The sequence below is a fragment of the Dietzia sp. Die43 genome, assembly GCF_024519835.1.
Lineage (GTDB): Bacteria > Actinomycetota > Actinomycetes > Mycobacteriales > Mycobacteriaceae > Dietzia > Dietzia kunjamensis.
In genome coordinates, this window is sequence record NZ_JALJRF010000004.1 from 37,515 (window position 1) to 51,026 (window position 13,512).

At 72.1% G+C, this 13,512-nt stretch carries 12 protein-coding genes; 7 read left to right on the forward strand and 5 right to left on the reverse strand.

The genetic code is table 11. The features are described 5' to 3' along the window. Positions 1–23: 23 nt before the first annotated feature. Positions 24–2,603: an ATP-dependent helicase HrpB gene (gene hrpB / locus NR111_RS04200; protein WP_256820015.1), complete on the reverse strand. Its 2,580-nt coding sequence runs from the start codon at positions 2,601–2,603 to the stop codon at positions 24–26. A 217-nt stretch (positions 2,604–2,820) separates the two neighbouring features. On the opposite strand from hrpB, the gene NR111_RS04205 reads away from it, so the two are divergent. Further along, the gene (locus tag NR111_RS04205) at positions 2,821–5,475 is read left to right on the forward strand and encodes an ATP-dependent Clp protease ATP-binding subunit (protein WP_067711615.1); all 2,655 of its coding nucleotides are present in this window, start codon (positions 2,821–2,823) and stop codon (positions 5,473–5,475) included. A 149-nt stretch (positions 5,476–5,624) separates the two neighbouring features. On the opposite strand, the gene NR111_RS04210 is transcribed toward NR111_RS04205, so the two are convergent. Beyond that, entirely contained in the window at positions 5,625–5,933 is a 309-nt protein-coding gene (locus NR111_RS04210; protein ID WP_067711618.1) for an antibiotic biosynthesis monooxygenase, read from the reverse strand. 23 nt (positions 5,934–5,956) lie between these two features. Continuing rightward, positions 5,957–6,826 (reverse strand): A/G-specific adenine glycosylase, encoded by an 870-nt coding sequence (locus NR111_RS04215; protein ID WP_256820016.1) that lies wholly within the window; start codon positions 6,824–6,826, stop codon positions 5,957–5,959. 38 nt (positions 6,827–6,864) lie between these two features. Between NR111_RS04215 and NR111_RS04220 the strand changes: the two genes are divergently transcribed. Together NR111_RS04220 and NR111_RS04225 are read left to right on the forward strand one after the other, a co-directional pair. Beyond that, complete coding sequence (locus NR111_RS04220) at positions 6,865–7,518, forward strand: carbonic anhydrase (protein WP_067711624.1); 654 nt, start codon at positions 6,865–6,867, stop codon at positions 7,516–7,518. A 91-nt stretch (positions 7,519–7,609) separates the two neighbouring features. Continuing rightward, positions 7,610–8,269, forward strand: a complete 660-nt coding sequence (locus NR111_RS04225; RefSeq protein WP_256820017.1) for a hypothetical protein — start codon at positions 7,610–7,612, stop codon at positions 8,267–8,269. 50 nt (positions 8,270–8,319) lie between these two features. Here NR111_RS04225 and disA read toward each other — a convergent pair whose 3' ends face one another. Together disA and NR111_RS04235 are read right to left on the reverse strand one after the other, a co-directional pair. After that, a complete protein-coding gene (gene disA, locus NR111_RS04230; protein WP_256820018.1) occupies positions 8,320–9,378 on the reverse strand; it encodes a DNA integrity scanning diadenylate cyclase DisA in 1,059 nt (352 codons plus the stop codon). Positions 9,379–9,430: 52 nt separating this feature from the next. Continuing rightward, positions 9,431–10,003 carry a hypothetical protein gene (locus NR111_RS04235; protein WP_067711632.1) on the reverse strand — a complete coding sequence of 191 codons (573 nt, stop codon included), beginning with the start codon at positions 10,001–10,003 and terminating at the stop codon, positions 9,431–9,433. 197 nt (positions 10,004–10,200) lie between these two features. Between NR111_RS04235 and NR111_RS04240 the strand changes: the two genes are divergently transcribed. Genes NR111_RS04240 through cysS form a run of 4 tightly spaced genes read left to right on the forward strand, consistent with a single transcriptional unit; the run spans position 10,201 to position 13,511 of the window. Continuing rightward, complete coding sequence (locus NR111_RS04240; RefSeq protein ID WP_067711635.1) at positions 10,201–10,695, forward strand: CarD family transcriptional regulator; 495 nt, start codon at positions 10,201–10,203, stop codon at positions 10,693–10,695. 13 nt (positions 10,696–10,708) lie between these two features. Continuing rightward, positions 10,709–11,548, forward strand: a complete 840-nt coding sequence (ispD, locus tag NR111_RS04245; RefSeq protein WP_256820019.1) for a 2-C-methyl-D-erythritol 4-phosphate cytidylyltransferase — start codon at positions 10,709–10,711, stop codon at positions 11,546–11,548. 3 nt (positions 11,549–11,551) lie between these two features. Then, entirely contained in the window at positions 11,552–12,034 is a 483-nt protein-coding gene (ispF, locus tag NR111_RS04250; RefSeq protein ID WP_256820020.1) for a 2-C-methyl-D-erythritol 2,4-cyclodiphosphate synthase, read from the forward strand. A 28-nt stretch (positions 12,035–12,062) separates the two neighbouring features. Further along, positions 12,063–13,511 carry a cysteine--tRNA ligase gene (gene cysS, locus NR111_RS04255; protein WP_256820021.1) on the forward strand — a complete coding sequence of 483 codons (1,449 nt, stop codon included), beginning with the start codon at positions 12,063–12,065 and terminating at the stop codon, positions 13,509–13,511. Position 13,512: the final 1 nt, after the last annotated feature.

A 13,512-nucleotide genomic window follows, 5' to 3' on the forward strand; every position in this document is an offset into this window, starting at 1 on the left:
CCGCCGCCGGTCACCGCCGTCGGTCACCGCCGCCGGTTCGTCCGGCGGGTCGGCTCGGCGGACATGGGATCCTCCGGCCACGGGTGCCTGGGGTACCGCCCCCGCATCTCCGCGCGCACCCCGGGATAGGCCTCGCGCCAGAAGAACGCCAGGTCCCGTGTCACCGCGAGCGGCCGGCCGGCGGGCGAGAGCAGGTGGACGGTCACGGGCACCCGGCCGTCGCAGACGCGGGGGGAGGTGGTCCAGCCGAAGCACTCCTGCAACTTCACCGCCAGCACCGGCGGGTCATCGGACCCGACCTCCGGGTAGTCGACGCGGTACGACGACGAGGAGGGCACCTGCAGGCGGTCGGGCACCAGCTCGTCGAACCGACCGGCCTCGGGCCAGGGCAGCAGTCGGCGCAGCGCCGGTCCGAGGTCCCGTCCCGCCAGCCGGGAGCCGTGGGCGAGGGCGTCGATCTCCGGACCGAGCCAGTCGTCCAGCCGCTCCGCCAGCCCGTCGGCGGACACGTCCGGCCACGGCGGGCCGAGCTCCCGGTGTGCGAGCCCGAGACGGCGCCACAGCCGGACCGCGTCGTCGTCGGGACCCAGCGCGGCGAGTCCGCCGGCCCGGACCACCGCCGCCACCGCCCGTCCGGCGGCCGCGGGGGAGGGCCGGACCGGTGTGGAGGAGAGCTCGATCGCGCCGAGCCGCCGGATGCGTCGCCCCGCCACCGAACCACTGTCGAAGACGGCCGTCTCGTCGTCGTCGAGGAGGTGTGACGCCGCACGTTCCGCGGTCGGCCGGTCCACGGCGGCGCCCGCGCGGATCACCGCGCCGGCCTCTCCCGCCGCACGCCCGGAGGCGCGACCGACCTCGGCGACCGCGAGCCATTCGTGGCCCGCCAGTGCGGAACCCGGCGGCACCACCGCGCCGGTCCCGGAGGCGAAGGTGTACTGGTCGCCGCGTCGGCGCGCGATGCGGTCCGGGTGGGCGAGCGCCACGACCGTCCCGACGGCGTCCGCCAGCGGGATCCCTCCTCCCGGCTGGCCGCGCCCGCTACGCCCGTCACCGCGGCCGCCCCGCGCGATCCGCTCGAGGCGGCGGACCTCCCGCTCCCACGACGAGGCGTCCGGCGCCCGTCCCGATCGCAGCGCCCGCAGGTCCGCGACCAGGTCGCCGCCGGGCGAGCGCCGACCCGAGGCCAGCATCGCGACCACCTCGGCGGCCGTCGTCGCCCCGACGAGCCCCGCGCCGTCGAGCAGCGCCCGGGCGTGACGCGGATCGGCCGGCACCCGTGCCAGGTCGCGCCCGCGGTCGGTCACGCGGCCGTCGTCGTCGACCCCGCCCAGGCCGTGCAGCACCGCCTCGGCGCGGGCGATCTCCCCCGACGGCGGCGGATCGGGCAGCGCCAGCCCCTCGCCGCGGGGAGCACCCCAGCAGGCCACATCGAGCGCGAACGTCGTCAGGTCGGACGTCGCGATCGCCGGGGTGCGGTGGTCGGGCAGGTGTGAGTACTCCTGCTCCGTCAGGCAGCGCACCGCCACACCGGGGCCGAGCCGGGCGGCCCGTCCGGAGCGCTGGACGCACGAGTCCCGCGACGCCGAGACCGTCACCAGCCCGGTCATGTCCCGCGCGGTGTCCCGGCGCGGTTCGCGGCTGAGGCACGCGTCCACCACCAGTCGTACCCCGGGCACCGTCAGCGAGGACTCCGCCAGGTCGGTCGACACCACGATCCGCGGCAGCACCGCGTCGCCCGGCCCGGTCCGTCTCCCGGAACCCGAGACCGCCCGGTCCTGCGCAGCGGCGTCCAGCCCGCCGTGCAGCGGCAGGACCTCGACCGCGTCGCCCGACCTCCCCGACAGCGCGCGCACGACCCGCTCGATCTCGCGCACACCCGGCAGGAACACCAGTGCGTCGACGCCACTCGCGGCGACCTCGCGCGCCGTCACCGCGGCCACATGGTCCAGGAAGGCGTTGGTGATCCCGCGGGCGTCCAGGCGGGCCGCCGGCGGCGGGGCGTACCGGATCTCCAGGGGGTGCGGTTCCGCAGGGACGTCGACGACCGGCGCCGCGGTGTCCGGGGCCCCGGCCCCGCCGCCGAGCAGCCGGGCGAAGCGCCCGGCCTCCACCGTCGCGGACATCGCCACCACCGGCAGATCGTCGCGCAGTTGCCGCACCTCACACAGCAGTGCGAAGGCCAGGTCGGACTCGACGTCGCGTTCGTGGACCTCGTCGAGCACCACGGCCCCGACACCGGGCAGGTCGGGATCGGCGAGCAGCCGGCGCACCAGCACCCCCGGCGTCACGAACTCGACGAGGGTGTCCCTGCCGACACGCGAGTCCCCACGGACCGTGTAACCCGCCACGCCGCCGGTCTCGGTCCCCGTGAGGGCGGCCAGCCGCCGGGCCGCCGAGCGGGCGGCGACCCGTCGGGGCTGGGTGACGACGACCCGTCCCGACACCGCGTCGGCGACCGCGGGCGGGACGAGTGTCGTCTTGCCGGTGCCGGGCGGTGCCTGGACCACCGCCGTGCCCACCGTGGCGAGGGCGTCCCGCAGGGCGGGCAGGGCGCGGGCGAACGGCAGCCCGCGGCCGATGCGGTCGAGATCGAACGCGCTCACGCCGGCCGGCCGCCGATCGCGTTGCTCATGGCGATGACCCTAGTGGCCGGGGATCCGGCCCGATGCGGGGCGTTCGCTGACGGCGTACACGATCATGCAATCGTTCCCCGACCTGCCGCGTTGAACACTGGTGACGGGCCTCGTGCTGCTCCTGCGGTGCAGAGCGTCAGAACCGGCCACTACAGTGGTGAAAAACCGAGGAATGTGAGGTAGCACGATGTTCGAACGGTTTACCGACCGCGCGCGTCGCGTCGTCGTCCTGGCCCAGGAAGAGGCCAGGATGCTCAACCACAATTACATCGGCACCGAGCACATCCTGCTGGGTCTCATCCATGAGGGCGAGGGAGTGGCCGCCAAGGCCCTCGAGTCCCTCGGGATCTCGCTGGAAGCGGTGCGGAGTCAGGTCGAGGAGATCATCGGCCAGGGCCAGCAGGCGCCCAGCGGGCACATCCCGTTCACGCCGCGGGCCAAGAAGGTCCTGGAGCTGAGCCTGCGCGAGGCACTGCAGCTCGGCCACAACTACATCGGCACCGAGCACATCCTGCTCGGCCTCATCCGTGAGGGCGAGGGCGTCGCCGCCCAGGTGCTGGTCAAGCTCGGCGCGGACCTCACACGGGTGCGCCAGCAGGTCATCCAGCTGCTGTCCGGGTACCAGGGCAAGGAGGCCGAGGCCTCGGGCACGCCCGCCGGCTCCGGTGGCCGCGAGGCCGGGACCCCGTCGTCGTCGACGGTCCTGGACCAGTTCGGTCGCAACCTCACCCAGGCCGCCATGGAGGGCAAGCTCGACCCGGTCGTCGGTCGCGCCAAGGAGGTGGAGCGCATCATGCAGGTGCTCTCCCGGCGCACCAAGAACAACCCGGTGCTCATCGGTGAGCCCGGCGTGGGCAAGACCGCCGTCGTCGAGGGCCTGGCGCAGGCCATCGTCAACAACGAGGTCCCCGAGACCCTCAAGGACAAGCAGCTGTACTCGCTGGACCTCGGCTCGCTCGTGGCCGGGTCCCGGTACCGCGGTGACTTCGAGGAACGCCTGAAGAAGGTCCTCAAGGAGATCAACCAGCGCGGCGACATCATCCTGTTCATCGACGAGATCCACACCCTCGTCGGGGCCGGTGCCGCCGAGGGCGCGATCGACGCGGCGTCGATCCTCAAGCCCAAGCTGGCCCGCGGTGAGCTGCAGACCATCGGTGCCACCACGCTCGAGGAGTACCGCAAGCACATCGAGAAGGACGCGGCGCTCGAGCGTCGTTTCCAGCCGGTGCAGGTGCCCGAGCCGAGCGTCGAGCTGTCCATCGAGATCCTCAAGGGACTCCGGGACCGCTACGAGGCCCACCACCGGGTCACCATCACGGATTCGGCCCTGGCCGCGGCGGCCCAGCTGGCGGATCGCTACATCAACGACCGCTTCCTGCCGGACAAGGCCATCGACCTCATCGACGAGGCCGGTGCTCGCATGCGCATCAAGCGGATGACCGCTCCGCCGGACCTGCGCGAGTTCGACGAGAAGATCGCCGACGCGCGCCGTGAGAAGGAGTCCGCGATCGACGCGCAGGACTTCGAGAAGGCCGCCGGACTGCGGGACACGGAGAAGAAGCTCATCGCCGAGCGTGCCGAGCGCGAGAAGCAGTGGCGCGCGGGCGACATGGACGTGGCCGCCGTGGTCGACGAGGAGCAGATCGCCGAGATCCTGGGCAACTGGACCGGTATCCCCGTCTTCAAGCTCACCGAGGAGGAGACCACCCGTCTGCTCCGCATGGAGGACGAGCTGCACAAGCGGATCATCGGCCAGGAGGACGCCATCAAGGCGGTCTCGCGGGCGATCCGCCGCACGCGTGCGGGGCTCAAGGACCCCAAGCGCCCCTCGGGCTCGTTCATCTTCGCCGGCCCGTCCGGTGTCGGTAAGACGGAGCTGTCCAAGGCCCTGGCGAACTTCCTGTTCGGCGAGGACGACGCGCTCATCCAGATCGACATGGGTGAGTACCACGACCGCTTCACCGCCTCGCGGCTGTTCGGCGCGCCCCCCGGGTACGTCGGTTACGAGGAGGGTGGCCAGCTCACGGAGAAGGTGCGGCGCAAGCCGTTCTCGGTGGTCCTGTTCGACGAGATCGAGAAGGCCCACTCCGAGATCTACAACACCCTTCTCCAGGTGCTGGAGGACGGCCGTCTCACCGACGGTCAGGGACGCATGGTGGACTTCAAGAACACCGTGCTGATCTTCACCTCGAACCTCGGGACCAGGGACATCTCCAAGGCCGTCGGGATGGGCTTCCAGTCCTCCGACAACACCGAGGACGCCTACGAGCGGATGAAGCAGAAGGTCAACGACGAGCTGAAGAAGCACTTCCGCCCGGAGTTCCTTAACCGTATCGACGAGATCGTCGTGTTCCACCAGCTCACGCAGGAGCAGATCGTCCAGATGGTCGACCTCATGGTCAGCCGTGTGGGCGTGGCGCTCAAGGCCAAGGACATGACCATCGAGGTCACCGACCGGGCCAAGCAGCTGCTGGCCAAGCGGGGCTTCGACCCGGTCCTGGGTGCGCGGCCGCTGCGTCGCACCATCCAGCGCGAGATCGAGGACACGCTCTCGGAGAAGATCCTCTTCGGCGAGGTCGCGGCCGGCGAGCTGGTCACGGTCGACGTCGAGGGCTGGGACGGTGAGTCCGACAAGACCGAGGACGCGAAGTTCACCTTCTCGGGCGCCCCGCGTCCCGACGCCCCCACGGACCGTGAGGGCGAGGAGATCACGGCCAGTGTCGCGCCCACCGGCGAGGCCGGCCCGGGTGACTCGCTGCCGCCGACGTCCGGTGGCTTCGGTGGCGGCTCCACCGGCGGGCCCTCGGGCTCGGGCGGCGGGGCGGCTCCCGCCACCACCTGACCGGACGCCGATCCGCCCCGAGCGGCTGACGCAGAGCCCGAGCGGGTGACGCAGAGAACGACCCCCGCCCTGAGGCGGGGGTCGTTCTCGTTCTCCCCCGCTCGGGAACGGGGCGGCGGTGTCGGGCGGAGGGTGTCGGGCGGAGGGTGTCAGGCGGAGGGCTTGACGTCCATCACGACGTCGAACTCCAGCAGGTTCGCGCCCTCGGCGACGGGCTTGCCGTGCTCGCCGGCGTGGGCGGCCCGGGCGTCACCGTCACGCCACGCGGCGAAGGACTCCTCGTCCTCCCAGGTCGTCACCACGAAGTAGCGGGTCTCGCCGCCGGTGGGGCGCAGCAGCTGGAAACCGAGGAACCCGGGCGAGTTCTCGACGGTGTGCGCCCGCTCGGAGAAGCGGCGCTCGAGCTCGGCGCCGGCCTGCGGCGGGACGTTCAGGGCATTGATCTTCACGACGGCCATGGGCCGAGCCTACCGAGGCGGGCCTACGCGGGAAGTGAGTAGTGCTCGCCGACGCGGAAGACGAGCCCGTCGCCGAGCAGCGAGTCCAGTGCCCGGTCGCGCTGGGTCGCGTCGGGCCACACCGCGTCCAGGGCGCTGCGGGCGGCGGTGCCGTCGCCGTCGCGCAGGACGTCCAGCAGCAGCCCCCGCACCTGCCGGTCGGTGCCGGCGAACGTCTGCACCTTGCGCCGCGGGCCGTCCCACTCGGGTCGGCCCGCGGCCAGCCATGCGCAGGTGGGGGCGAGGGGGCAGTCGTCGCAGCGCGGGGTCCGGGCAGTGCACACGAGCGCACCGAGCTCCATGACGGCCACGGAGAACGCCACGGCTCGCTCGCGGTCGTCCGGCAGCAGCGCCTCGACGGCGGCCAGGTCGCGTCGCGTCGACGGGGGCCCCGCCTCCGCGACGCCGCGCACGGCGCGCGCGACGACCCGCCGGACGTTGGTGTCGACCACGGGGACGCGCCGCCCGTACGCGAAGCAGGCGACCGCGCGCGCGGTGTAGTCGCCGACGCCCGGCAGCGCGAGCAGTTGGTCGACGTCGTGGGGGACCCGACCGTCGTGGAGGTCGACGACGGCGAGGGCGCACTCGCGGAGCCGTAGCGCGCGGCGGGGGTAGCCGAGCTTGCCCCACATGCGGATCACGTCGGCCGGGGCGGCGGCGGCGAGTTCCGCGGGGCCGGGCCAGCGGTCGAGCCAGGCCCGCCAGACGGGCTCGACCCGGGCGACGGGCGTCTGCTGGCTCATGACCTCGCAGAGCAGGATCTCCCATGCGCCAACCTGCCCACCGCGCCACGGCAGTGGGCGGCCGGCGCGGGCGAACCAGGAGAGGAGTGCGGAGGTGTCGAGAGAGGTCAACGCGAGTCTTCCTGGGTCGGCGGGGCACAATATGAGCCATGCCTCATACCAACCCGATCAGCGCATGGGCCTCGCTCCGTGACGGCAACCACCGCTTCGTCGATTGCGAGATGCGTCATCCCAGCCAGAATACCCAGCGTCGCGAGCAGCTCGTCGCCGCGCAGCACCCGAAGGCGGTCCTGTTCGGGTGTTCGGACTCCCGGGTGGCGGCCGAGATCATCTTCGATCAGGGGCTCGGTGACCTCTTCGTCATCCGCACGGCCGGCCACATCATCGACACCGCGGTGCTCGGGTCGATCGAGTACGCCGTCCACGTGCTGGACACGCCGCTGATCGTGGTGCTCGGCCATGACAGCTGCGGCGCCGTCAAGGCGACGGTGGACGCGCTGGCGACCGGGGAGATCCCGCCCGGTTTCCTCCGGGACGTGGTGGAGAAGGTGTCCCCGTCGATCCTCAACGGGCGTCGCGAGGGGCTCAGCAGCATCGACGATTTCGAGGCACGCCACGTGCTCGAGACCGGCGAGCTGCTGCAGCAGCGTTCCAAGATCATCAGCGACCGGATCGACAGCGGCGAGCTCGCGATCGTCGGGGTGACCTACAAGCTCTCCGACGGCCGCGCCTACCTGCGCAGCGTCCTCGGCGATGTGGAGGACGTCGCGCGCGGTCCCGGCGAGGAGATGGTCGCGATCTGACGCCCTCCGGCGGCCCGGCGGCCACCCGGTCTGAGGGACACGCCGCGCCGACGGGCAGGTGGGGCACCCGCGCGGCTCTAGAGTTGGACCCGTGCAGGAACCCCAGGGCCCCCTACCGCGCGAAGTCTATGTGCGTCGCCGCGTCGCCGCGGTCGTCGTCGCCGTCATCGCCGTGGTCGTGGTGGTGCTCGCGCTGTTCCTCGCCTCCCGCGACAGCGGGACTGACACCCAGGAGACCGCCGCGGGCGGGGAGAACGGCACGACCGGGGCCGTCGAGACCTCGGAGACGTCGACCTCCGCGACCACCGAGCGGGACGACGACGGAGGCGCCTCGCGGGGCCGGTGCGCGGACGAGGATCTCCGTCTGGACGTGTGGCCGGCCGTGCCCAACGTGCCCGTGGGCTCCGACGTGCGCTTCTTCGTCAACATCGTCAACGTCTCGGACACCACGTGCGACCGGGACCTGTCGGAGGCGCCGCTGTCGTTCGAGGTCTACCGGCTCGACGACAACTCCAAGGTGTGGTCGAGCATCGACTGCACCACGCCGCGCGAGGAGGACCAGGTCGAGCTGCGCCCCGATGAGCCGGAGCCGCGTCAGATCGACTGGACCGGCCGACGGTCCGCCGAGGGCGCGTGTTCCGAGTCGGACCGGACGCCGGTCGAGGTCGGCGCCTACCAGGTGTACGCACTGGTCGGGAACGTCTTCAGCCCGGCCTCCACCTTCAACGTGGTCGAGGCCCCCGAGTCCTGACCGGGTCCTGACCGGGTCCGCGCCGCAGCGATGGGGCGCCGCGGTGGTCGTCAGCCGGTGCCCAGGCCGGTGAGGCGCTGCCGGACGTGGCGGGCCCACAGCGCGCCGACGCCCTCGACGTCGGCGAAGTCCGACTGCTCGGCCGCCAGCAGTGCGGGCACCGATCCGAAACGTTCGACCAGCGCCGTGATCTGCACCGGCCGCAGGCGAGGGATGTGCGCGAGCATGCGGTGTCCGCGGGCGGTGACGTGCTCGTCCAGGTCCTCGGGCTCGGCCGGTAGCCCCAGGCAGCGCGCGACGGGCGCGGACAGGAGCAGGTCGGCGTCGGTCAACGCGGCCAGTCGCTCGAGCCCGGCCGTGACCTGCTCCGGTGTCGGTATCGGGCGTGCATCGCCGTCGACGGCCTCCACGCGGAGGTGATCCGCGACCAGGCCCCACAGTTCATCGGGGGTGTCGGAGAGCAGCTCCTCGAGCTGCAGGGTGGTCTGGCGCCCGTATTCGCCCATCTCCACCGTGAGCTCGGCGAGCTCGGCGCCCAGGCGTTCGAGCCTGAGCAGGCGCTGGGCCATGGTCACGACGTCGCGCACCGAGGCGTAGTCGCCCATCTCCGCCCGGTCGAGCCGGGCGCGGGCACGGGCGGTGCGGGCGCCGTGCCGCTCCATCGTGGCGACCGTCTGGTCGGCCCGGGCCAGCAGGACCACCGGGTCGGCCAGTACCCGGGCCAGTCCGCCGGCGTAGACGGTCACCGTGGTCATCGATGCCGACACGGCCACCGTGGGGACGCCGGTGTGCAGCGCCGTGCGCTCGGCGGCGCGATGACGGGTGCCCGTCTCGACGGCCGGCAGCGACGGGTCGGGGACCAGGTGGACGTTGGCGCGGGTGATCCGGGAGCCATCGGTGGACAGCACGACGGCGCCGTCCATCTTGCTCAGTTCCCGCAGTCGGGCGGGCGCGAACTCGACGTCGAGGTCGACGCCGCCGTCACAGATGGCCCGGACGGCGGGATCGTCACCGAGCACCACGAGCCCCCCGGTGCCGCTACGGCGGATCCGGTCGAGTGCGTCACGCAGCGGGGTGCCCGGGGCGAGTCGCCGCAGGACGGCCCGCATGTCGGGGTCGACCGGTGAACCGTCGGCCGAGCGGGCGGAGAGGGCGGACGTGTCAGTGCTCCTCGGACTCGCCGGCGTACTCCGTCGGACGGGTGTACTCGCCGGCCTCGACGAGCTCGCCCACGACGGCGGCCTCGGTCTCGATCCGGTCGCCGTTGGAGAAGCTCACGGTGGCGGGCACGGAGACCCCGACGTCGAGGTCGTCGGCCGAGGGGAGGGTCGCGGTGGTCTGCTCGACGCAGACGCCCTCCGGTGCGGGGGCGGGCTCTGCGCCCTCGGTCGCGTCGACGACGATCGTGCAGCCACGCTGCAGCGGCCGGGTCTCGCCGAGCTGGACCGGGGTGCCGTCGATCTCGACCTGATCGAGGGAGACGGCCTCGCCGAGGCCGTAGCCGGTGAACGAGGCGACGAATCCGACGCGGGCCTCGCCACCGTTCTCGGGGACGACCACCTGCAGGTCGTTGACGTGCAGGTCGCCCGCGGAACCCCGTCCACCGTCGACCGCGGCGACCTGGTTGGCGGTCTGGGATACCTGGCCGGCGCTGCAGGCCGACGCCCCGAGGGCGGCGCCCACGGCCAGGACTACGAGCGCGGTGCGGCGCAGGCCGGTGTTCGGTGAAGTCACGTCAGGCTCCTCGGGGATGGTCGTCTCTCAGGCCGGTCTCATCGTAGTCCACGGCCCGTCCAGACCGGCGTCAGAGTGGCCCCCTCACACCCGTGGGATTCGCTCTTCAGCCTGTACACGTTGCTGACCTGCGCAAACGGAAAACGCCTGCACTGAGGGCGTGCTAAGATAGGGCGGTCGAAAGGGGAAAGCCACTCATGGAGTTCAAGGTCGGCGACACCGTCGTCTACCCGCATCACGGCGCCGCCACCATCCAGGCGATCGAGATGCGGACGGTCAAGGGCACCGAGAAGGAATACCTCGTCCTCAAGGTTTCACAGGGCGACCTCACGGTGAAGGTACCGGCCGAGAACGCCGAGTACGTGGGCGTGCGCGACGTGGTGGACCAGGCGGGCCTGGACAAGGTCTTCGAGGTCCTGCGCACCGAGCACGCGGAGGAGCCCACCAACTGGTCGCGTCGCTACAAGGCCAACGGCGAGAAGCTCGCCTCCGGTGACGTCAACAAGGTCGCGGAGGTCGTGCGCGACCTCTGGCGTCGCGACCTCGATCGTGGCCTGTCCGCGGGCGAGAAGCGCATGCTCGCCAAGGCGCGCCAGGTGCTCGTCGGGGAGCTCGCGCTCGCCGAGCGCTCCGACGAGGAGCGCGCTGACGCCCTCCTCGGCGAGGTCCTGGGCTCCGCCGCACCGGCGTGACGCGACCGTCGGAGTGACCGGACACGGTCCGGACGGCCACCCCGCCCCCACGGGCAGGGTGGCCGCCGTCGTTCCCGCGGCCGGTTCCGGGCTCCGGCTCGGCGCGGGACTGCCCAAGGCCTTCGTCGAACTCCACGGCCGGACGATGCTGGAGCGGGCCGTCGCCGGTCTGCTGGCCTCGGGGGCCGTCGACGACGTGGTGGTGGTGGTCCCGTCGGACCGCGTGCGGGAAGCCGAGTCGATGCTCGCCCGGCTCCGGGACGATGACCACCTCGTCGTCGTCACCACCGGGGGCGCGGAGCGCACCGACTCCGTGCGCAACGGGCTCGCGGCGCTGACCGCCACCCACGGGGATGCCGGCGCGGCGGTGTACGACGTCCTGCTGGTGCACGACGCGGCGCGGTGCCTCACGCCTGCCGGGCCGGTGCGACGCGTCGTCCGGGCCGTCCGGGCGGGGGAGGCGGCGGTGGTACCCGTCCTGCCGGTGGTGGACACCGTCAAGCAGGTCGACGACGACGGGTACGTGGTCGGCACCCCCGACCGCTCGGCACTGCGCGCGGTCCAGACCCCTCAGGGCTTCGCGCCCGCGGTGCTGCTGGCGGCCTACGACGCGGCCGGGGACGTGGCCACCGATGACGCGGGCCTCGTCGAGCGGCTCGGACGTCGCGTGGCCACCGTGGACGGTGATGCGATGGCGTTCAAGGTCACCACCGCGAGCGACCGCATGACGGCAGAGATACAGCTGCTGTCCGAACGGAGCCTCTCGGACGGCCCGCAGACGATGACCTTCGGCTGGGCGCCCTACCGGCCCGAGCCCGACGCCCCGCAGCATCGACCCGGCCCCCAGGAGTAGACGATGACCCAGCCCGTGATCCCCCGTGTGGGCATCGGCACCGACGCCCACCAGGTCCAACCCGGCAAGCCCTGCATGATGGCCTGCCTGCACTTCCCGGACGAGAGCGGCTGCGAGGGGCACTCCGACGGCGACGTGGTGGCCCACGCGTTGGTCGACGCGCTGCTCTCCGCGGCGGGGCTCGGCGACCTCGGGACGCTGGTCGGCACCGGGCGCAGCGAGTACGACGACGTCTCCGGCGAGCGACTCCTGCGGGAGGCGGTCGCCGAACTCGCTGAGCACGGCTGGGCGATCGGCAACGCCGCCGTGCAGATGGTGGGCAACCGGCCCAAGATGGCGCCGCGCCGTACCGAGGCCGAGCAGCGATTGTCCGAGATCATCGGCGCCCCGGTCTCCGTCTCCGCCACCACCACCGACGGCATGGGCTTCACCGGCCGCGGCGAGGGGGTCTCCGCCGTGGCCACGGCACTGGTGTACCGGGCCTGACGGCCCGACACCGGTAGACTCGGCACCCGTGACGCTCCATCTGTACGACACCGCCGCCCGCTCCCTGAGGGAGTTCACCCCCGTCCGGGAAGGGCACGCGTCCGTCTACCTCTGTGGAGCCACCCCCCAGTCGGTCCCGCACATCGGCCACGTCCGCTCCGGCGTCGCGTTCGACATCCTTCGCCGCTGGCTGCTCGCCAACGGCTACGACGTGGCGTTCGTGCGCAACGTCACCGACATCGACGACAAGATCCTCACCAAGGCCGCCGAGAACGGGCGCCCGTGGTGGGAATGGGCGGCCACCCACGAGCGCGAGTTCACCCGCGCCTACGACGCGCTCGGCGTGCTGCCGCCGTCCACCGAGCCACGCGCGACCGGGCACGTGACCCAGATGATCGACTACATGGAGAGGCTCATCGAGCGGGGTTTCGCGTACCCGGCCGAGGGCAGCGTCTACTTCGACGTCGCCGCCTGGTCGGCCGCGCCCGAGGGCGACTACGGGCACCTGTCCGGACACCGACTCGACGAGGTCGACCAGGGCGAGTCCGCCGACCTGCGCGGTAAGCGCGACACGCGGGACTTCGCCCTGTGGAAGGCCGCCAAGCCCGGCGAGCCCGCCTGGCCCACCCCGTGGGGCGACGGCAGGCCCGGGTGGCACCTCGAGTGCTCGGCCATGGCCACCTGGTACCTCGGTCACACCTTCGACATCCACGGCGGTGGGCTGGACCTGCAGTTCCCGCACCACGAGAACGAGGCGGCCCAGTCCCACGCCGCCGGCGACGGGTTCGCCCGCTTCTGGCTGCACAACGGCTGGGTGACGATGGCCGGCGAGAAGATGAGCAAGTCACTGGGCAACGTGCTCAGCGTGCCCAACATCCTCACCGCCGTCCGCCCCGTGGAACTGCGCTACTACCTCGGAAGTGCGCATTACCGGTCGATGCTGGAATACTCTCCCGAGGCACTGCAGGAGGCGGCCGCGGCCTACCGCCGGATCGAGCGGTTCATTCAGCGCGTCGTATTAGAGAAGCTGGACGGAAGCGCAACGAGACTCGGAATCGCCGAGTTGTCTGATGACAACTGGGACAAGTCCGCCTTCATCTCCGCGATGGATCGGGATCTAAACGTTCCCGAGGCTCTGGCGGCTATTCACGGCGCGGTATCTAGTGGCAACAGCGCACTTGATAAGGGGTATGACGCGGTGGCTATCGCTACGGCAGAGGCCGTCCGGGCGATGGCCGCGGTGCTGGGCGTCGACCCGCTGGACCCGCAGTGGACCTCCACCGCGGGTGCGGAGGACGCCGCGATGACAGCGCTCGATCTCCTCGTGCGCGCGGAACTCGAGGCCCGCGCCGACGCGCGGGCGAACAAGGACTTCGCCACCGCCGACGCCATCCGTGACCGACTGGTCGCGGCGGGTATCGAGGTGGCCGACACCGCGGACGGCCAGAAGTGGTCGCTCGCCAACCGGAAGGACTGAC